This window comes from Variovorax sp. GW822-FHT04A09 (assembly GCF_058801005.1).
Window position 1 is genome coordinate 1948273 of sequence record NZ_JBXAMV010000001.1, and the last position, 18973, is coordinate 1967245.

20 protein-coding genes are annotated in these 18973 nt (G+C 68.2%); 7 read left to right on the plus strand and 13 right to left on the minus strand.

The features are described 5' to 3' along the window. Positions 1-3 precede the first annotated feature (3 nt). The 9 genes from AC1RLW_RS08965 to phnD form a co-directional block, all read right to left on the minus strand. Complete coding sequence (locus AC1RLW_RS08965) at positions 4-456, minus strand: MaoC family dehydratase (RefSeq protein WP_062474638.1); 453 nt, start codon at positions 454-456, stop codon at positions 4-6. Positions 457-495: 39 nt separating this feature from the next. Then, positions 496-1629, minus strand: coding sequence for a thiolase family protein (locus AC1RLW_RS08970; RefSeq protein ID WP_493192830.1), 1134 nt, complete (start codon positions 1627-1629; stop codon positions 496-498). Positions 1630-1723: 94 nt separating this feature from the next. Further along, on the minus strand, positions 1724-2302 hold the full coding sequence (locus AC1RLW_RS08975) for a TetR/AcrR family transcriptional regulator (protein ID WP_493192831.1): 579 nt from the start codon (positions 2300-2302) through the stop codon (positions 1724-1726). Between the two features lie 45 nt (positions 2303-2347). After that, positions 2348-3340, minus strand: a complete 993-nt coding sequence (locus AC1RLW_RS08980; protein WP_493192832.1) for a Bug family tripartite tricarboxylate transporter substrate binding protein — start codon at positions 3338-3340, stop codon at positions 2348-2350. Between the two features lie 44 nt (positions 3341-3384). After that, positions 3385-4353 (minus strand): Bug family tripartite tricarboxylate transporter substrate binding protein, encoded by a 969-nt coding sequence (locus tag AC1RLW_RS08985; protein WP_369632215.1) that lies wholly within the window; start codon positions 4351-4353, stop codon positions 3385-3387. Positions 4354-4426: 73 nt separating this feature from the next. Next, positions 4427-5530, minus strand: coding sequence for an iron-containing alcohol dehydrogenase PsrA (gene psrA, locus AC1RLW_RS08990; protein WP_489057375.1), 1104 nt, complete (start codon positions 5528-5530; stop codon positions 4427-4429). A 50-nt stretch (positions 5531-5580) separates the two neighbouring features. Next, positions 5581-6399, minus strand: coding sequence for a phosphonate ABC transporter, permease protein PhnE (gene phnE / locus AC1RLW_RS08995; protein ID WP_139705634.1), 819 nt, complete (start codon positions 6397-6399; stop codon positions 5581-5583). Continuing rightward, the gene (phnC, locus tag AC1RLW_RS09000; RefSeq protein WP_159272477.1) at positions 6396-7253 is read right to left on the minus strand and encodes a phosphonate ABC transporter ATP-binding protein; all 858 of its coding nucleotides are present in this window, start codon (positions 7251-7253) and stop codon (positions 6396-6398) included. The genes phnE and phnC overlap by 4 nt, the downstream gene beginning before the upstream one ends. Continuing rightward, positions 7250-8113 carry a phosphonate ABC transporter substrate-binding protein gene (gene phnD / locus AC1RLW_RS09005; RefSeq protein WP_062482233.1) on the minus strand — a complete coding sequence of 288 codons (864 nt, stop codon included), beginning with the start codon at positions 8111-8113 and terminating at the stop codon, positions 7250-7252. Before phnD ends, phnC begins: the two co-directional genes overlap by 4 nt. A 250-nt stretch (positions 8114-8363) precedes the next feature. On the opposite strand from phnD, the gene AC1RLW_RS09010 reads away from it, so the two are divergent. After that, positions 8364-9248 carry a LysR substrate-binding domain-containing protein gene (locus AC1RLW_RS09010; RefSeq protein WP_062482221.1) on the plus strand — a complete coding sequence of 295 codons (885 nt, stop codon included), beginning with the start codon at positions 8364-8366 and terminating at the stop codon, positions 9246-9248. A 14-nt stretch (positions 9249-9262) separates the two neighbouring features. Here AC1RLW_RS09010 and xerD read toward each other — a convergent pair whose 3' ends face one another. Both xerD and AC1RLW_RS09020 read right to left on the minus strand, forming a co-directional pair. Continuing rightward, positions 9263-10177, minus strand: a complete 915-nt coding sequence (gene xerD / locus AC1RLW_RS09015) for a site-specific tyrosine recombinase XerD (RefSeq protein WP_493192833.1) — start codon at positions 10175-10177, stop codon at positions 9263-9265. Positions 10178-10244: 67 nt separating this feature from the next. Then, positions 10245-11219, minus strand: coding sequence for a tripartite tricarboxylate transporter substrate binding protein BugE (locus tag AC1RLW_RS09020; RefSeq protein ID WP_070059541.1), 975 nt, complete (start codon positions 11217-11219; stop codon positions 10245-10247). A 116-nt stretch (positions 11220-11335) separates the two neighbouring features. On the opposite strand from AC1RLW_RS09020, the gene AC1RLW_RS09025 reads away from it, so the two are divergent. Further along, positions 11336-12253 carry an AEC family transporter gene (locus AC1RLW_RS09025; protein ID WP_369632212.1) on the plus strand — a complete coding sequence of 306 codons (918 nt, stop codon included), beginning with the start codon at positions 11336-11338 and terminating at the stop codon, positions 12251-12253. A 678-nt stretch (positions 12254-12931) separates the two neighbouring features. Here AC1RLW_RS09025 and AC1RLW_RS09030 read toward each other — a convergent pair. Both AC1RLW_RS09030 and AC1RLW_RS09035 read right to left on the minus strand, forming a co-directional pair. Then, positions 12932-13681: a sulfite exporter TauE/SafE family protein gene (locus AC1RLW_RS09030; protein ID WP_493192834.1), complete on the minus strand. Its 750-nt coding sequence runs from the start codon at positions 13679-13681 to the stop codon at positions 12932-12934. 40 nt (positions 13682-13721) lie between these two features. Continuing rightward, entirely contained in the window at positions 13722-14972 is a 1251-nt protein-coding gene (locus AC1RLW_RS09035) for an MFS transporter (RefSeq protein WP_493192835.1), read from the minus strand. 89 nt (positions 14973-15061) lie between these two features. Between AC1RLW_RS09035 and AC1RLW_RS09040 the strand changes: the two genes are divergently transcribed. From AC1RLW_RS09040 to AC1RLW_RS09060, 5 genes are all read left to right on the plus strand, one after another. After that, on the plus strand, positions 15062-15955 hold the full coding sequence (locus AC1RLW_RS09040) for an AraC family transcriptional regulator (RefSeq protein ID WP_070059575.1): 894 nt from the start codon (positions 15062-15064) through the stop codon (positions 15953-15955). Positions 15956-16020: 65 nt separating this feature from the next. Further along, positions 16021-16707, plus strand: a complete 687-nt coding sequence (locus AC1RLW_RS09045) for a phosphatase PAP2 family protein (RefSeq protein WP_095950754.1) — start codon at positions 16021-16023, stop codon at positions 16705-16707. 168 nt (positions 16708-16875) lie between these two features. Continuing rightward, positions 16876-17118 carry an acyl carrier protein gene (locus tag AC1RLW_RS09050; RefSeq protein WP_062472943.1) on the plus strand — a complete coding sequence of 81 codons (243 nt, stop codon included), beginning with the start codon at positions 16876-16878 and terminating at the stop codon, positions 17116-17118. Beyond that, positions 17115-18332 carry a beta-ketoacyl-[acyl-carrier-protein] synthase family protein gene (locus tag AC1RLW_RS09055; protein ID WP_493192836.1) on the plus strand — a complete coding sequence of 406 codons (1218 nt, stop codon included), beginning with the start codon at positions 17115-17117 and terminating at the stop codon, positions 18330-18332. The genes AC1RLW_RS09050 and AC1RLW_RS09055 overlap by 4 nt, the downstream gene beginning before the upstream one ends. Before the next feature lie 122 nt (positions 18333-18454). Next, positions 18455-18913: a DUF2501 domain-containing protein gene (locus AC1RLW_RS09060; RefSeq protein ID WP_493192837.1), complete on the plus strand. Its 459-nt coding sequence runs from the start codon at positions 18455-18457 to the stop codon at positions 18911-18913. Positions 18914-18973 lie beyond the last annotated feature (60 nt).

The window sequence follows — 18973 nt, forward strand, 5'->3', positions numbered from 1 at the left end:
GATTCAGGACGTCGCGGTGCGGCTGTGCACCACCAGCTTCGGCGTGAAGTACTGAAGCACCTCGCCGCGCTGGTTGCGTGTCTGGCAACGCATCGAGACCATCGCACGGCCGGGCTTGGAGCGCGAGGGCGTGATGTCGACCACCTCGCTCACCACATGCAGCACGTCGCCGGGCCGCGTGGGCTTGGGCCACTGCAGCTCGCCGCCCGAGCCGATGATGCCGTCGGCCAGCGGGATGCCGCTGTCGACCAGCAGCTTCATCGTGAGCGCCGCCGTGTGCCAGCCGCTCGCGGCCAGCCCGCCGAAGAAGGTGTTCTTGGCGGCCTCTTCGTCGGTGTGGAAGGGCTGCGGGTCGAACTGCTGCGCGAAGGCCTTGATCTGCGCCGCGTCGAGCAGGTGTTCGCCACTCTGGAAACGGTCGCCGACCTTCAGGTCTTCGAGATACAGCTTGTCCATGGGAGTCTCCTTGTTGCGTTGCCCGTCATTCTCGGGCGATCAGACGCGCTCGAGGATGGTCGCGATGCCCTGCCCGCCACCGATGCATTGCGTGGCCAGCGCGTAGCGGCCGTTCTCGCGCGCCAGCAGCGCAGCCGCCTTGCCCGTGATGCGCGCGCCGGTGGCGCCCAGCGGGTGGCCGATGGCCAGGCCGCCACCGTCGAGGTTGACGGTGGCCGGGTCGAGCCCGAGGTCGCGGATGCAGGCCAGCGCCTGCGACGAGAAGGCCTCGTTGATCTCGACCACGTCGAGGTCGGCCACGCTCAGGCCCGCGCGTGCGAGCGCCTTGCGCGTGGCGGGGATCGGGCCGATGCCCATGACGGCCGGGTCGACGCCCACGGTCGCGAACGAACGGATGCGCGCCAGCGGCTTCAGGCCGTGCTTGGCGGCGAAGGCGTCGCTGGTGACCAGCACCACGGCCGCACCGTCGGTCAGCGGCGACGACGTGCCGGCCGTGACCACGCCGTCGGGTCGGAACGCGGGCTTGAGGTTGGCCAGCGCCTCGGCCGAGGTCGAAGGGCGGATGCAGCCGTCGGCATCGACCACCTCGCCGGAGGCCAGGCGCACCGGCACGATCTCGCCGGCCAGCCGGCCCTGCGCGCGCGCCTCGGTCGCCTTGCGATGCGATTCGACGGCCAGCGCTTCCTGGTCGGCGCGGCTTACATTCCAGCGCTGCGCGACGTTCTCGGCCGTCTCGCCCATCGAGATGTAGGCATCGCTGTTCGCCAGCAGCTCGGGGCTGGGCGAGAAGTTGAAGCCGCCCTGCGGCACCATCGTCATCGACTCCACGCCCACGCACAGGAAGGCGTCGCCCATGCCCGCCTCGATCTGCGCGGCGGCGATGTGCACCGCCTGCATCGACGAACCGCAGAAGCGGTTCACCGTCATGCCGCCCACCTCGTGCGGCAGCCCGGCCAACAGGCCGACGATGCGCGCCAGATTGTTGCCCTGCGACGCCTCGGGGTAGGCGCAGCCCAGGATGATGTCTTCGAGCAGCGCGGGGTCGAGGTCGGTGCGCTGCAGCAGGCCCTGCACCACGCCAGCGGCGAGCGTGTCGGGGCGCACTTCGGCCAGCGCGCCCTTCTTCGCGAAATGGAACGGGGAACGGGCGTAGGCGGAAATCACGGCTTTCATGGGAACACTCCTTGGAGAAAAACTACCTTCCAATCGGTAGGCTTCGGGGTTCAAAAAAAGGCACGCCCGGCGTGCCCGTGGTGAAACAGATCGGTCAGTCGAGCGGCAGCGCGCGCCGCAGTTGGGCGATGGCGTCGTCGAAGTCTTCGACGCGGCCCGTCATGCGCGACGCGAGCAGCGCGCCCTGGCACGACGAGAACACGAAGGCCGCGAGCGAGGCCACGGGGTTGTCTTTCTGCGCCTGCGCCGGCACCAGCGCGCCGAGCACGCCGGTGAGCCACATCACCTGCGTGTTGCGCAGGGCCTGCACGGCCTGGCGCAGGTCTTCGTTGATGCAGTCCCAGCCCGGTGCCAGCGCACCCGCCGGACACAGGCCCGAGCCCGCCTTCAGCGTGTTGCGGTACATGCGGAAATAGGATTCGAGCGCGTCCTTGGGCTCGCGCGCGCGCGCCGCCACCCAGTCCTTGAAGCCCTGCGTGGCGCCCTGGATCACCGCGATGCCCAGCGCTTCCTTGGTGGGAAAGTGGTGGTAGAGGCTGGCCTTGCGCACGCCCACCGCGTTGGCCACGTCCTGGAAGCTGAAGCCCAGGTACGAACGGGTTTCGATGAGCCCGCGCGCCACCGCGAGGATCTGATCGCGGGTGCCGGGGGCCAGGGTGGAAGCGTCGTGCATCTACCTACTATAAGGTAGGGAAACCCACCCCTGCAAGCGCCGGGGTCAATCGGCCTTGATGCCCGCGGCCTTCACGATGCGGCCGTTGCTCTCGAACTCGCTGGCGATTTCCTTGGCGAAGGCGGCCGGCGTGCCTGGGGCGGGCACGTTGTCGGTGGCCGTGAGCTTGGCGCGCAGCTCGGGGCTGGCGAGCGCCTTGTTGATCTCGGCGTTGTACTTCGCGACCAGCGCCGCGGGTGTGCCCGCGGGCGCGAACACGCCGAACAGCGAATGGATGTTGGCAGCGCTGTAGCCCAGCTCGGCCAGCGTGGGCACCTGCGGCAGACTCTCGAGCCGCGCGGGCGCGCCGGCCGCCAGCGGGCGCAGCTTGCCCGACTGGATGTGCGCCGACAGCGTCGGGCTGGCGTTGGTCGACAGGATTTCGAACTGCCCGCTCAGCGCATCGTTGAGCTGCTGGCCGCCGCCCTTGTACGGCACGTGCGTGATGTCCACGCCGGCCGTCGCGCGCACCTGTTCGAGCACGATGTGGCCGAGCGAGGCCGGCCCCGACGTGGCCCAGCGCACCGCGCCGGGCTGCGCCTTGGCCTCGGCGATCAGCGCGCGGAAGTCCTTCGCCTTGCTGGCCGGCGTGGCCACCAGCAGCACGGGCGAATACATCACGCTGGCCACCGGCACGATGTCCTTCAGCGGGTCGAACGGCAGCTTGCCCAGGTGCGGGCTCAGCACCAGCGGGCTGATGGCCGAGAAGCCCAGCGTCGCGCCGTCGGGCGCGGCCTTGGCCACGGCGTCCATGCCGATGGCGCCGCTCGCGCCCGCGCGGTTGTCGACGATCACCGTGGTGCCCAGCTGCGTGGCGAGCCGGTCGCCGAGCGCGCGGGCGACCACGTCGCTCACGCCGCCCGCCGGGTAGGCCACGATGAGCCGCACCGTGCGCGGCACGGCCTGCGCATGCGCGCCGCTGGCCGCGCACAGCGCCGCGGCGGCGAGCAGCCGGGTCGTGGTGCGGCGCGAAGGCTTGGAGGCGGCGAGGAGGTTCATGGTGTCGATGAAAGGCATGCGTCGAGGAGAAGAAGAAAGATCGGTCAGTCCAGCTGCAGCTTGCGCTCTCGGATCAGCTTGGACCACTTCTCATTGTCCGCCTTGACGAAAGCCGCAAAGGCCGCCGGGCCGAGCGGGTGCACCTCGGCGCCGGCCGTCGCGAACTTGGCCTTGATCTCGGGCGTGGCCAAGGCCTTGGCGAGTTCACTCGACAGGCGATCGACCACCTCCTTGGGCATGTTGGCGGGACCGACCAGGCCCTGGAAGCCGACCGCCTCCATGCCTGCGAGGCCCAGCTCCTTCACCGTCGGCACGTCGGGCAGTTGCGGGTCGCGCACGGGGCCGGTCACGGCCAACGCCTTGAGCTTGCCGCCCTTCACCTGCGGCAGCAGCACGCTGCCCGCGTCGATGAGGATCTGCGTCTGCCCGCCGAGCAGGTCCTGCACCGCAGGCGCGCTGCCCTTGTACGGCACGTGCGTCATGTCCAGGCCCGTCACCTGGTTCATGAGCTCGCCGTTCAGGTGCGTCGAGGTGCCGTTGCCACCCGAGGCGAAATTGACCTTGCCGGGCTGGCCCTTGGCCCACGCCACGAACTCCTTGAGGTTCTTCGCCGGATGGTCGGGCCGCGTCACCGCGATGTAGCTGCCCTGGCTGATCTGGCCGATGTAGGTGAACTGCTTGATCGGGTCGTACGGCGGCTTGCTCTGCAGGTACGGCGCGATGGCGAAGGGGCCGGTGTTGGCCAGCAGCAGCGTGTAGCCGTCGGCCGGCTGGCGCGTGAGCTCGGTCGCCGCGATCATGCCGCTGGCGCCCGGCTTGTAGTCGACCACCAGCTGCTGCTTGAGCGCCTCCTGCAGCGGCACCTGCACCGTGCGCGCTGCGAAGTCGATGCCGCCGCCGGGCGGGTAGCCGACGATCAGGCGGATGGGCTTGGCGGTGGGAAAGCCCTGGGCGATGGCGAGGCCGGCGGTCGTGGCCAGTGCGAGGCCGGTGCAGAGTCTGCGAAGGTTCATGGATGTCTCTGGATCTCTCTTGAAGGGAGCGTCCATTTTGAAACATCCCGGGCCCTCGCGGCCCCTGCGCGGCTCAGGCTTCCTGCACCTGCACGTCATTGCCGATGAAGTTGCGCCCGCGCGCCCCGCCCTGCGCATGGCGCAGCATCTCGCGCGCCTCGTCCTCGCCCACGCCGTAATCGGCGAAGCGCGTCTTCACGCCCAGCGATTCGATGAAGGCCGCGAGTTGCGCCGGCGCGTCGGCCAGCGGCATGCGCAGCGCCTGCGCCAGCACCGCGTCACGGTCGGGCCTGCGGCCGATCGCGCGGGCCAGCACCATCGGCAGCGGGAACGAACAGGCGATGCCGTGCGGCAGGCCGTAGCGCAGCGTCATCTCGTACGAGATGGAATGCGCGAGCGCGGTCTTGGTGTTGGAGAAGGCCATGCCCGCCTTCAGCGCTGCGAGCGCCATGCGCCCGCGCAGGTCGACGTCGTCGAGCCGGGCCATGAGCTGCGGCAGCACCTCCAGCGTGTCCTGCACGGCCGCCACGGCGAAGGTGTCGGACAGCGGATTGGCGTTGACGTTCCAGATCGCTTCGAGCGCGTGCGACAGCGCATCGAGCCCGCTCTGCAGCGTGACCGCCGCGGGCAGCGACAGCATCAGCTCAGGGTCGATGACGGCATAGGTCGGCCAGGTCTGCGGCAGGTGCAGCGAGTACTTCTTCTGACGCTCGCGGTCCCAGATGGTGGCCCAGGGCGTGACCTCGCTGCCCGTGCCGGCCGTGGTGGGCACGGCGATGAGCGTCTTGTGGCGCGTTGCCACGAAGGGCCGCTCGCCCGCGAGGCCCGCCACCAGGTCCGCGAAGCGCCCGTGGTCGTCGGCCACCATCAGCGCCTTCGCGGTGTCGATGGCGCTGCCGCCGCCGACCGCGACGATCACCTCCACGTCGGCATGCGTGCGCCAGAACCATTCGTAGGTCTCGGCCAGTTCCGCCACGTCGGGGTTGGGCCGCGTCTGGTCGAGCGTGCAGGCCAGCGCATCGCCGAGCACTGACGCCAGCCGGTCCAGCAGGCCCAGTGCGCGCGCCTCGGGAAAGGTCACCAGCGCGGCGCGCCGGCCTTCGAGCAGCTTCGGCAGGGACAGCAGGGCCCCTGCCCCGTACACGCTGTGCACGGGGTTGTGGTAGTTGGCGCTCATGGGAAAGTGGCTTCAGGAGACGGCAAGAGCCGCGGGGAGGGAGCGGGCCATCAGCGCGCGCCCTGCTGGATCCAGCCGCGCAGCCGGGTCGAGAGGTAATCGGCCGTCATGACCATCACGACGATCACCAGGATGCAGGTCGCCGTGTCCTGGTACTGGAACAGCTTCATGCTGCCCACGAGCTCGAAGCCGATGCCGCCCGCGCCCACCATGCCCAGCACGGTGGCCTGGCGCAGGTTGGTCTCGAAGCGGTAGACGATCACGCCGATCCACGCGGTGACCACCTGCGGAATCACGCCGAAGATGATGGTCTGGATCGGCCCGGCACCGGTGGCGCGCAGCGCCTCGATCGGGCCCTGGTCGATCTCCTCGATCGACTCGGCGAAGAACTTGCCGAGCATGCCCGCGCCATGCAGCGCCAGCGCCAGCACGCCGGGGAACGGACCGAGGCCGACGGCCGCCACGAAGATCAGCGCCAGGATGATCTCGTTGATGCCGCGCGTGATGTTCAGCACCTGCCGCATCGCGTGGAAGACGGCGACGTTCGGCGAGATGTTGCGCGCCGCAAAGAAGCACAGCGGCACCGCAAGAATCACCGCCAGCAGCGTGCCCCACAGCGCGATCTGCACGGTCTCGATGGCCGGCTTCACGAGCTTGCCCATGAACTCCCAGTTGGGCGGCAGCATGCGTCCGAGGAAGTCGGCGATCCAGGGCATGCCCTTGCCGAGTTCGCTGAAGCTCACCTGGCTGCCGATGGCCGCCCACCAGAGCACACCGATGCCGGCGAGCACGGCCACGGCGTATTTCCACCAGCCGGGGTTGCCGGCGCTCTTGGCGATCAGCAGGTTGTAGCGTCCGAGGGCGATCATGATTGCTCCATGGCGAGTTGCGGGGCGGTGCGCACCGGCGCCGCATGAAGGGCCGCAGCGGGCACGCTCGGCGTTGCGGTGTCGGGCTCTGCGCCGGCAGCCGCAGCGTCGGTGCCCTCTTCCACGCCGCCCGGATAGATGAGGTGCAGCACCTCGTCGGTCAGCTCGTCGGGCCGGCCTTCGAACACGATGCGTCCGGCCGCCACGCCGATCACGCGCTGTGCGAACTCGCGGGCGTAGTCGACCTGGTGCAGGTTGCAGATCACCGTGATGCCGTCCTGGCGGCTGGCCTGCTTCAGGTAGTTGAGCACCTTGCGCGAGGTCTTCGGATCGAGGCTGGCCACGGGCTCGTCGGCCAGGATCACCTTGGGCTTTTGCGCCAGCGCGCGCGCAATGCCCACGCGCTGCTTCTGCCCGCCCGAGAGCGTGTCGGTGCGCAGGTCGGCCTTGGGGTCGAGCTCGACGCGGCGCAGGCATTCGCGGGCGATGGCGATGTCCTTCGCGGGGAACACCTGGAACCACGACAGGAGCGCGGGCATGGAACCCAGCCGTCCCGTCAGCACGTTCTTGAGCACCGACAGGCGCGGCACCACGTTGTAGTGCTGGAAGATCATCGCGACGTCGCGGCGCACCTTGCGCAGCCCGGCGCGGTCACCGCGCGAGCGCTCGCCGTCGACGTGGATCTCGCCTTCGCTCGGCTCGGCCAGGTGGTTGATGCAACGCAGCAGCGTCGACTTGCCCGCACCCGACGCACCGAGGATGACGACGAACTCACCCTTGGCCACCGTGAGGTCCACACGGTGGAGCGCGGTGAAGTCGCCGTAGCGCTTGCACAGCCCGCGGATCTCGATCATTTCATCTTCCTCAGGTCGAGGTTCAGCACCTTGGCCGTGTCGCGGATGATGTTGTAGGCCGCGTCGTTGGTCGGGTGGAAACCGTTGAGCAGGCCCTGGTCGGACCAGGGGATGTCCTTCACCTGCAGGAAAGCGGCCTGCACGCGCGTCTTCAGGTCGGCGGGCAGGTCCTTGCGCCACACGGTGGGCGACTCGGGGATCGGGTCCGACTTCCAGACCTCGACCAGGTCTTCGCGCTTGACCAGGCCCTTGGACACCGCGGCATCGAGGATGCGGTCGGCAATGGCCGCGGCATCGACCTTCTTGTTCTGCACCGCGATCGCGCTCGAGTCGTGCGAGCCCGAGAAGATCACGCGGCCGAAATCCTTGTCGGGGTTGAAGCCCGCCTTCAGCAGGCCGGCCTTGGGAAACAGATGGCCCGAGGTGGAGCTCGGATCGACGAAGGCGAAGGTCTTGCCCTTGAGGTCGGCCACCGTCTTGATGCCGGTGTCCTTGTGGGTCACGATCTGGCTGTGGTACGAGGTGCGCCCGGCCTTCTTGGTCTCGGCCACCGCGAAGGCCTCGATGTCGGCCACCGTGGTGCCCAGCACATAGGAGAACGGGCCGAGGTAGGCCACGTCGAGCCGCTTGGAACGCAGCGCTTCGATCACGCCGTTGTAGTCGGCCGCCACGAAGGGCTTGACCGCGAAACCGAGGGCCTTGGACAGCATGTCCATCATGGCCTGGCTGTTGGCAATCATGGCGCGCGAGTCCTCGGAAGGAATCAGCCCGACAGTGAGAACCTGCTGTGCCCGTGCCATCGGCACGAAGGCGGACGCTGTCACGGCGGCAGTGCCGAGCAGCAGCTTTCTACGCTTCATCATGGTTGTCTCCAGTGGTCTGCGTTGCATGGAATCCTCAGGTCGTTTCGAAGGGCAAAAGTACCCGTCTCGAGTCTTCCAGTCGTGCGTGTCATGGTCATGACAACGTGAGGATTCGGGACGTCCGGCGTGTTTCTGTCGAGGCCTGGTCCGTCTTGAGCGCGAGTACATCACTGGTACTCATATCGATCAAATTCAAATTTTTTCGATGATCTATATACTGAACCTATAGATCAGAAAGGCTCCCGCGATGCGCCTCACCCAGCTGCGTTCCTTCTATGCCGTGGCCCGCGAAGGCAGCTTCACGCGGGCTGCCGAACACCTGCATGTGAGCCAGCCCACCATCACCACGCAGGTGCGCTTTCTCGAAGAGGCCTACCAGGTCGAGCTCTTTCACCGACGCGGCCGGCGCGTGCAGCTCACCGAGATCGGCGAGCAGCTCATGCAGCTGGCACAGCAGATCTTCAGCCTCGAAGGCGATGCGGTGGCACTGCTCGGCGACGCCGGCAAGCTTCGCACCGGCCACCTGCGCGTGGCGGCCGTGGGCCCGTACCACGTGACCAAGATGCTGGTCGACTTCAGCCTGCGCTACCCCGACGTGAAGGTCACGGTGAGCACCGGCAATTCACAGGACGTGCTCGACCGCCTGCTCGACTACAGCGCCGACGTCGGCGTGCTCGCGCAGCTGGTGCGCGACGATCGCTTTCTGTCGGTGCCCTTCAGCCAGCACCCCGTCGTGATGTTCGTGCCCTCCACGCACCGCTTCGCGAAGCGGCGCAACATCCGCCTCGCGGAGCTGCAGGGCGAACGGCTCATCCTGCGCGAGCAAGGATCGACCACGCGCAAGGCGCTCGAACTGGCACTGGCCAAAGCCAAAGTCGAGGTCGACGTGGTGATGGAGATCAGCAGCCGCGAAGTGATCCGTGAAGCCGTGGCGCAAGGCCTGGGCATCGCGGCCGTGTCGGGCGTGGAGTTCGTGCCAGGGCCGAACCTGCACATGGTCGGCTTCAGCGACACCGAAATTTTTACCTACGCCCACGTGCTGTGCCTGGCCGAGCGGCGCGAGATGCGCATGGTGAGCGCCTTCTACGACACGCTGGTGCCCGCCATCGAAGCGCGCAAGCGCAAGAGCTGAGAACGAACGCAGCCTCAGCCGCGCGGATGGTGCTGCGCGTGCAGCTGCTTCAGGCGCTCGCGCGCCACGTGCGTGTAGATGGTGGTGGTCGAGATGTCGGCGTGGCCCAGCAGCAGCTGCACCGCGCGCAGGTCGACGCCATGGTTCAACAGGTGCGTGGCAAACGCATGGCGCAGCGTGTGCGGCGACAGCGGCACATGGATGCCCGCTGCAGCGGCCTGCTTCTTCACGATGACCCAGAACATCACGCGCGTCATGCCCGCGCCGCGCGCGGTCACGAACAGATCGGGCGTCTGCTGGCCGTCGAGGATCACGGGGCGCGACTCGTCCAGGTAGCGCTCGATCCAGCGCCGCGCCTCGCCGCCGAAGGGCACGAGGCGTTCCTTGTTGCCCTTGCCGAGCACGCGCAGCACGCCGTCGTTGAGGCTCATGTCGATGGCCTTCAGCGCCACCAGCTCGCTCACGCGCAAGCCGCTCGCATACATCAGCTCCAGCATGGCGCGGTCGCGCAGGCCGAGCGGGCTCTCGACATCGGGCGCGGCCAGCAGGTCGTCGACCTGCTTCTCGGACAGCGTCTTGATCGCGCGCGGCATCTGGCGCGCGGGCATGAGGCGGATGCTCGGGTCGGCCGTGATGCGCCGCTCGCGCAGCGCCCAGCGGTAGTAGCGCTTGAACACCGTGAGCCGGCGGTTCGCCGAGGTCGCCTTGCCCTTGGTGGACAGGCGCACGCCCATGTAGGCCTGCAGGTCGGTCTCGCGCGCGGCATCCAGCCCCATGCCGCCGCGCTGCTCGCGCAGCCACTGTGCGAACAGCGCGAGGTCGCGGCGGTAGGCGGCCAGCGTGTTCTTCGACAGCCCGTCCTCGAGCCAGAGGGCATCGATGAAGGTGTCGATTTCGGCGGTGGGGGGAGCGGCGGCGGCCTCGGTCATGCGGTGCAAGATAACAAAAGAAAAAGCCGCCCGGAACGCGGGCGGCTTTTGTGGGAAGCGAAGCCGATCAGTCGAGCTTGAGGTTCTGCTTCTTCACGACCTGCTTGTACACGTCGAACTCGGCCTTGATCTGCGCGGCGAACTGGTCGGGCGTGTTGGCCACGATCAGCGAACCGGTGTCCTCGATGCGCTTCTTCACGGCCGGATCTTCCACCGCCTTCTTCACGCCCGCGTTGATCTTGTCGACCACTTCCTTCGGCAGGCCCTTGGGGCCGAGGATGCCGTAGTAGGCCATGCGGTTGACCGGCTCCAGGCCGACTTCCTTGAAGGTCGGCACGTTCGGCAGGCCCGCCACGCGTGTCGGCGCCGACACCACGATCGGCACCAGGCGGCCGCTCTGGATGAAGGGCATCGCCGAGGGCAGGTTGTCGAAGATGATCGGCACCTGGCCGGCCACCACGTCGTTCAACGCCGGGCCCGCGCCGCGGTACGGGATGTGCGTGACGAAGGTGGTGGTCAGGCTCTTGTACAGCTCCATCAGCAGGTGGCCGATGCCGCCCGTGCCCGACGAGGCGTACGAATATTTGCCCGGATTCTTCTTCAGCTCGGCCACGAACTCGGCGTAGTTCTTGGCCGGGAAGCTCGGGTTCACCGCGATCACGTTCGGCGTGGCCGCGATGTTGATGATCGGCGTGAAGTCGGTGATCGGGTCGTACGGCGTCTTCGGGTTGATGGCCGGGTTGGCGGCGGTGCTCGACACCGTGGCCACGCCCAGCTTGTAGCCGTCGGCCGGTGCGCGCGCCGTTTCGGCCGCGCCCACGATGCCGCCGCCACCGGCGCGGTTGATCACCACCACGGGCTGGCCCAGCACCTTGCCCAGCGGGTCGGCGATCACGCGCGCCACGATGTCCGTCGTGCCGCCGGGTGCGAACGGCACGCTCAGTTCGACCGGCTTGGTGGGATAGCCCTGCGCGAAACTCTGGCCTGCCACTGTGACCAGCGCGGCAGCGCCCACGAACGCGCTCCATTGACGACGTTGCATCGATAACTCCTTGACTTGACGGGACCGGCCGGGGCGGCCGGAAAAAAGCGAAGCCCGGATGCTAGCGGGTCGGGGCTTTCCGTCATGCTGTGGAATACCCACGGTTGTGCCGGTTTATGCTCGAAGCGGTGAACTACGCGCAGCTGCTCTTCCCCGATTTCTCCCTCATCGCCATCGGCTGGCTCCTGTGCCGCTACACCGCGCTCGACCGCCGCGTGTGGGACCAGGTCGAGAGCCTGGTGTATTACTTTCTATTTCCCGTCCTGCTGTTCCATTCGATCGTGCGCAGCCCGCTCGACTTCGGTGCGACCTCGAGCCTGCTGACCGCGGGCGTCGGCGTCGGGCTGGCCGGCATCGCGATGGCCTACGCCCTGCCCTTCGTACCGGGCCTGCGCTCGCACATCGACCGGCACGACCATGCCGCGAGCGCACAGATCGCGTTCCGCTTCAACTCCTTCATCTGCCTGGCGCTGGCCGAGCGGCTGGCCGGGCCCGAAGGCCTGCTGCTGATCGCGGTGCTGATCGGCGTGTGCGTGCCGATGTTCAACATCGCCGCTGTATGGCCGATGACGCGGCATGCGCAGACGGGCTTCGTGCGGCAGCTGGTGCGCAATCCGCTGATCGTGGCGACGCTGGCGGGGCTGCTGGCCAATGTGCTGGGGCTCACGGTGCCTGGCTGGTTGACGCCGACGCTCACGCGGATCGGGGCTGCGTCGCTGGCGTTGGGGTTGCTTGCGGCGGGGGCGGGGATGCAGTTCGCGACGTTGGGGCGGGGGAAGGTGTTGGCGGTGTCTGTGCTGGCGATACGGCATTTCTTTCTGCCGCTCGTGGCTTGGGGGTTGTCGCTTGTACTGAAGCTGGACGCTACGCAGGCTTCGGTGTTGATGGCTTTTTCTGCTGTGCCTACGGCTTCGAGTGCTTATGTGTTGGCGGCTCGGATGGGATACAACGGGCCTTATGTGGCTGGGCTGGTCACGCTGTCTACGATCTTGGGGGTGGTTAGTTTGCCGTTTGCGTTGGCTCTGCCTCGGTAGTTGCCGCGTGGTCGTAGGACGTTCCGAGGCCGGGTCTCGCCCCGGCGGGCGACCTACTTTTCTTTGCTTCGCCAAAGAAACGTAGGCAAAAGAAAGGCGGCCCTACTGTCTGCGTCCCTCCGCTTCGCTACGGGCAACCTGCGGTGCTCACGTTTCGCGGGGTCTCGCCCAAACTCGCTTCGCTCAAACAAGGGCGAGCCCTGATCCGCGAAACGCTGCGCTCCTCGGCGCATACAGAAGGGATTGGGGAACCCCTCGGGCCATCGCTTCGCTCGGCCAGTGGGCCGCAGCAGGCGCTTTGCGCCTGCTGCGGCTGGGATTGGTGGCGGTGCGTGCGCAGCGCGTGTGGTTGCAAGCGCAAGCGCGGATACGGGCACGGGATTCGGCTGTTGGAAATTCCCGGGCCGAGCGAAGCGACGGCTCGCCCGGTGTCAAAGCCCCTCTGGCTGCGCCGAGGAGCGCAGCGTTTCGCGGATCAGGGCTCGCAGCTGTTTGAGCGCAGCGAGTTCTGCGAGACCCCGCGAAACGTGAGCACCGCAGGTTGCCCGCAGCGAAGCGGAGGGTCGCAGACAGTGGGGTCGCCTTTTCTTTGCTTACTTTCTTTTGGCGAAGCAAAAGAAAGTGAGTCCGCCGCCGGGCGGAACTCCCGGCCCCGGAAAGCAAACCCACGCGCCAAGTTCAACGAGCCAGCAAGGCAGGCAAAGCCGAAGCCAACATAGCAACCCCAGACAACGTCAACAAGCTCAACACGATCTTGCGAAACGCCGCTTCGCTGATCCCGATATACAGCCGAGCCCCCAACAACACCGGCACCGCGACAGCCGCCGCGACCAATGCAAGAAGAGGCACCACCGAACGCCCGATGCTCCCGCTCGCCACATGCACCGCAAAGGCTACAGCCAGCATCGAGAGGTTGAAGTTCTGGATCACGGCGCGTTGCGTGTCGCGCTGGAAGCCGCGCAGCGTGCACCACAACGTGGGCACGACACCCGAGAAGCCGCCGATGCCCGCCATCACACCGCCAATGGCACCCGCAACGCCGTCCGCTGCGCGGCCACCGAAGGTGATCTTCGGCAGGTGCTGCGACATCAGCATGGCCGGGCACCACAGCACCAGCAGCGTGCCCAGGCACACCTTGAACAGCACGATGTCCAGGTGCGGCAGCAGCCAGACACCGAACGGCACGCCGACCAGGCCGCCAAGCACGAAGGGCCAGAGGATGCGCTTGTCGAAAGACCGCCGCACCGTGAGCGCTGCGATCACCTGCCCCGTGAGCGCGCCGAACAGCGCGAGCACGGCGGCCAGTTGCGGCTCCAGCGTCCAGGCCCACACAGACATCGCGACCATGCCGAAAGCAAAGCCCGACAGGCCCTGCACGAACCCCGCCAGCACAGCGCCGACGATCACATAGACATACAAGGCTTGCATGCGGCCGATGATAGGGGGCCGCCCCCCGCGCCCAAGTCGCTTACGCCGACGCAGGCACCAGCGCCGTGCGCCGCACGCGCCGCACATTGAACGCGCTGGCGATCAGCACACCCTGCACCAGCGCCAGCCCGACGATCACGCTCGTGTACTGGCCGTGGTCCATCAGGCGGCCGAACACCAGCGGCGCCACGGCCTGGCCGATGTCCAGGCCCGCATACACCACGCCGTAGACGCGCCCCGTCGCATTGGGCGGCGTCGACTTCTTCACCAGCAGGTCGCGCGACGGCCCGGCGATGCCCGAGACGAAACCCATCGCGCCGAACAGCACCGGCACCATCACTGGCGGGAACTGCGCAAAGGCCAGCACCAGCGCCAGCGCCGCCGCCACGCCGAAGCCCGCGCCCACGATGCGCTCGCAGCGCGAAGGGTCGGAGGCCAGGAAGCCGCCCACCACCATGCCCGCCGCGCTCGCCACCATGTAGACCGTGAGGCACACCGCCACCAGCGCCACCGGCACCGCGTGCAGGTGGCCCGCGGCCACGGGCGCGAAGGTCTGCACCACGCTGATCACGGCGGCGTAGAAAAAGAAGAAGCCGAAACACATCCACACGGCCGGGATGCGCAGGAAGTCGAACTCGCCGCCCACCGGCGAGGGCTCGCCCTGCCCCGTGGCCTTGTGCACGGCCGCAGCATCGAGCGCCAGCACGCTGCGATAGATCCACAGGATCAGCAACACCACGATCGCCACCACGCCGGCCGAGGCCAGCGCCACGCGCCACGAGAAGGCAATGGCGATCGGCACCACGAAGGCCGGCGCCAACGCCCAGCCCAGGCTGCCGGTGATGCCGTGCACGCTGTAGGCATGGCCCAGGCGCGTGGGCGCGACCTTGCGGTTGAACAACGTGTAGTCGACCGGGTGGAACACGCCGTTGCCAATGCCGCCGACCACCGCGCACGCCAGCAGCATCCAGTAGCTCTGCGCCATGGCATAGCCGAAGGCGGCAAGCCCCAGCGCGCCCAGCCCGACAAACAGCACCGGGCGCGGGCCCAGCTTGTCGACGATGAAGCCCGAAGCCGCCTGCACGATGCACGAGACCACGAAGAACACCGTGAGCACCGCGCCCAGCTCGGTGTAGCTCACGTTGAACGCGTCCTTCAGCCAGGGAAACAGCGGCGCCAGGATCAGCTGGCTGAAGTGGCTCACCGCATGCGCCAGGCCGACCAGCCCGATCAGTTGGGCGTCGGTGCGCAAAGTGGTGGCGGGAACGGCTGTCGAGGAAGTGGATGACATGGATTGCTACAAAAAACCGGTGCGGGCACCGATGCTATGCGGCAGCGACGCGGCAGAATGGCGATACAGCGACAACATTTGTCGAAACCATGCCAAGCGCCGTTCCCCCTCACGCTCCGCCCGCTCCCGAGCCAGCCTCCCCCGCCAAGGCGCGCGGAACCCCCACCGCGCCGACCAACAGCGTGGGCCCGCTCACGCCGCACTTGTATGCCCCCGACGCGGTGCGCCCGCTGCGCGCCAAGGAACACTTCCTGAGCGCCGACACGCTGGTCGAGCTGCACGAGCACCCGTGGCCGCAGCTCACCTTCTCGACGCGCGGCGTGATCCGCCTGAGCACGCAAGATGGCAGCTACATCGTGCCGCCGTCGCGCGCACTGTGGGTGCCGGCCAACATGCCGCACAGCATCACGCTGATCGAAGACGCCGAGCTGCGTACCGTCTACCTGCACGCCTGGATCGCGCCCACCTGGGAGAAGTGCGAGGTGCTCGAGATCAGCCCGCTGCTGCGCGCCCTGATGCTTGCGCTCGACACCACGCCCGACGGCCTGCCGCCGGCCGACCCGCATGCGCCGCAGCGCGAACGCATGATCGCGCCACTCTTGGTCGACGAGGTCGAGCGCGCCACGCAGATCCGCATCGACGTGCCGCTGCCCTCCGACAAGCGGTTGCGCCAGCTGTGCGAGACGCTGCTGCGCAACCCGGCCGACCGCGCCACGCTGGCCGAGCGCGCCGCCGCCATCGGCGCCAGCGAGCGCACGGTGGCGCGGCTGTTTCGCGACCAGCTCGGCATGAGCTGGCAGCAATGGCGCCAGCAGGCCGTGATGGCGCACGCGCTCCCGCTGCTGGCGCGCGGCATGGCCGTGAGCCAGGTGGCGTCGGCCAGCGGCTACGCCACCGACAGCGCCTTCTGCGCCATGTTCAAGGCGGCCACGGGGCGCTCGCCCACCTCGTTCCAGCACCGCAAGCGACCGGCCACCCTTTGATGCCGCAGGGCATGGACGGAGCACGCCATGGTGCTCTGGCAAGATCGGCGACCGACACCGACACCATGCACTCACCGATCCCCCTGCACATCGCGGCCGAGGCCAGGCCTGCAACGTGGACCGCCGACATCTGGCTGCGCATCCGCCGCCATTTCCTGCTGAAGGCGGTCGGCACCACGGCCTTCACCTGGCTGTTCTTCATCGGCTACTTCCACCTGCTGCGCAACCCGGCCTTTCCGGTCACGGTGATGCCGCTGACGCCGCTGGACCACCTGATTCCGTTCCAGCCCTACACGCTCGGCGCCTACCTGTCGCTGTGGGTGTACGTGGGCTTTGCGCCGGGGCTGCAGCTCACCTTTCGCGAGCTGGTGGTCTACGGGCTGTGGATCGGCGCGCTGTGCCTGAGCGGCCTGGGCCTCTTCTACTTCTGGCCGACGCAGATCCCACCGCTGGACATCGACGTCTCGGGCTACCCCGGCTTCGCGATGCTGCAGGGCGTGGACGCGGCGGGCAACGCCTGCCCCTCGATGCACGTGGCGGTCGCCATCTTCACCGCCGTGCGCCTGGCCGACGTGCTGCGCGCGGCGCGCACGCCGTGGCTGTTGCAGGCGATCAACTGGGCCTGGTTTGCCGCCATTGCCTATTCCACGCTGGCCGTCAAGCAGCATGTGGTGCTCGACGCGGTGGCCGGCGCGCTGCTCGGGCTGGCCTTCGCGCTGCCCTCATTGCGCTGGCGCCCCGGCCCCCGTTGATCCGAGGCCGCCCCGAGGATTTCCCTAAGGTCGAAGCGGATATCATCAATCACCATTGATCACATTCAACACAGGCCGAACGAGGAAGGGATCGACCCCGTGGCCCGCCACCCGCAAGGGACAGGCAGCCCATCGATCAACGGCGGCACAAGACGACAGGCATCGCAGATGAGTTCGCTGAAGGAATTGCAGGACCTGATCCACGAGAAGTACGGCATCGAACCGTCCAAGCTCGACCCGCACGCCTCGATGCGTGAAACCGGCGGACTCGATTCGCTGGCACTGGCCGAATTCCTGTTCGCCATCGAAGACCATTTCGGCATCACCATGCCCGACGACGACGCGAGCATCGACACCCTGGCCGAGCTCGCGCAGCTGGTCGACAAGGTCCGGGCCGCCAAGACAGCGTGAGCACGCACGAAGTCGCCGTCACCGGGCTGGGCGTCATGGCGCCGCATGGCGACGCGCCCGACGCGCTGTTCGATGCGCTCTTGCAGGGCCGCTCGGCCATCGCACCGGTCTTTCCCGAACTCCCCAAACCCGCCGCCGCCGCCACGGTCGCCTTCGACGAGACGCGCTGGTTCACCAAGCTGCAGCTCGCGGGCGTCGACCGCGTGAGCCAGCTGGCCGTGGCCGCCGCCGACCTCGCCCTGCGCGATGCGGGGCTGACCCTGAGCGATGCCGGCATCGATGCCGAGCGCGTCGGCGTCTACGCCGGCTGCGGCATGGGTGGCGCCGCCGCGCTCGAAGCCGCCTACCGCGGCAACGGGCGCGTCTCGCCGCTCACCATTCCCGCCTTCATGCCCAACGCGCCGGCCGCCCACGTGGCGATGCGCAACGGCGTGCTGGGCCCGGTGCTCACGTACTCGGTCGCCTGCGCCTCGTCGTCGGTGGCCATCGCCGAGGCCGCCAAGGCGGTGCAGCGCGGCGAGGTCGACATCGCCATCGCGGGCGGCAGCGAAGCGCTGATCGTCCCGGGCGTGGTGCTGGCCTGGCAGGCCATGCAGACGCTGGCCGGCTTCCAGCCCGGCGAAGCGGCCGGCGCGGTACGCCCCTTTGCCACCGACCGCAGCGGCTTTGCGCTGGGCGAAGGTTCGGCCTTCCTCATCCTCGAATCGGCCGAACGCGCCCGCGCACGCGGCGCCCGCCACTACGCCACGCTGGCCGGCTGGGGCCTGAGCAGCGACGCCACCCACCTCACCAAGCCCGACGCACCGGGCCAGGCCCGCGCCCTGCGCGCCGCGCTGCGCCAGGCCGGCCTGCAGCCGCGCGACGTGGGCTACTGCAACGCGCACGGCACGGCCACGCGCATCGGCGACGTGGTCGAGCGCAACGCGCTGGCCGAGGTCTGGGGCGCCGATTTCGATGCCCTGCGCGTCAGCTCGACCAAGGCGCTGCACGGCCACATGCTGGGCGCGGCCGGGGCCATCGAGGCGCTCATCACCGTGCTGGCGCTGCACCGGCGCGAGCTGCCGCCCAACGCGAACTGCCGCGAGGTCGACCCCGACTGCCGGATGAACCTCGTCGCCCCCGGCGACAGCGCCGCCCCCTCGCTCGAGGCCGCCATCAGCAACTCCTTCGCCTTCGGCGGCACGAACTCCGTGCTGCTGTTCCGCCGAGGCTGAACTGCGTGCTCTTGCGGGCCGTGCGCACCCCGTGGCGCTGTGCCCCGCGCGATAGAGACATTCCGGGCTCTCCGGTATGCTGGTGGGCGCTTCTCCCCCCATGTCCGTCCAAGGAGGCCACCATGCACGTTCGCTCCACATTCGTCGCCCTCGCCCTGCTCGCCGCAGGTGCCTCGGTGCAGGCCAACAACCTGCTCGACCAGCTGAAAGAACAGGCCGGCGCGGCGGTCAACTCACAAGGCAGCAGCAGCAACAGCAGCGGTGGCGGCTCGGCGCTCAGCAACCTCAGCCTCGGCGGCTTCAAGATGCCCGCCATCGGCTCCAGCACCATCGGCAGCGCGGCCGGCGTGCTCGAGTACTGCGTCAAGAACAACTACCTCGGCGGCGATGCAGCCTCCGTCAAGGACAAGCTGCTCGCCAAGATCACCGGCCAGAAGAAACAGGAAAACGACTTCGCGAGCGGCGCCAAGGGCCTGCTCAAGGGCGGCGACGGCAAGTCGCTCAACCTCAAGGGGCTGTCGTCGAAGGTCAAGGAAAAGGCCTGCGACTACGTCCTGAAGAACGCGACCTCACTGATCTAGGCTCTTTCTCTCTCTCCCGCTCTCCGCGCGCGGCGTGCCCGCCGTGCGCGCGCCCCGCTT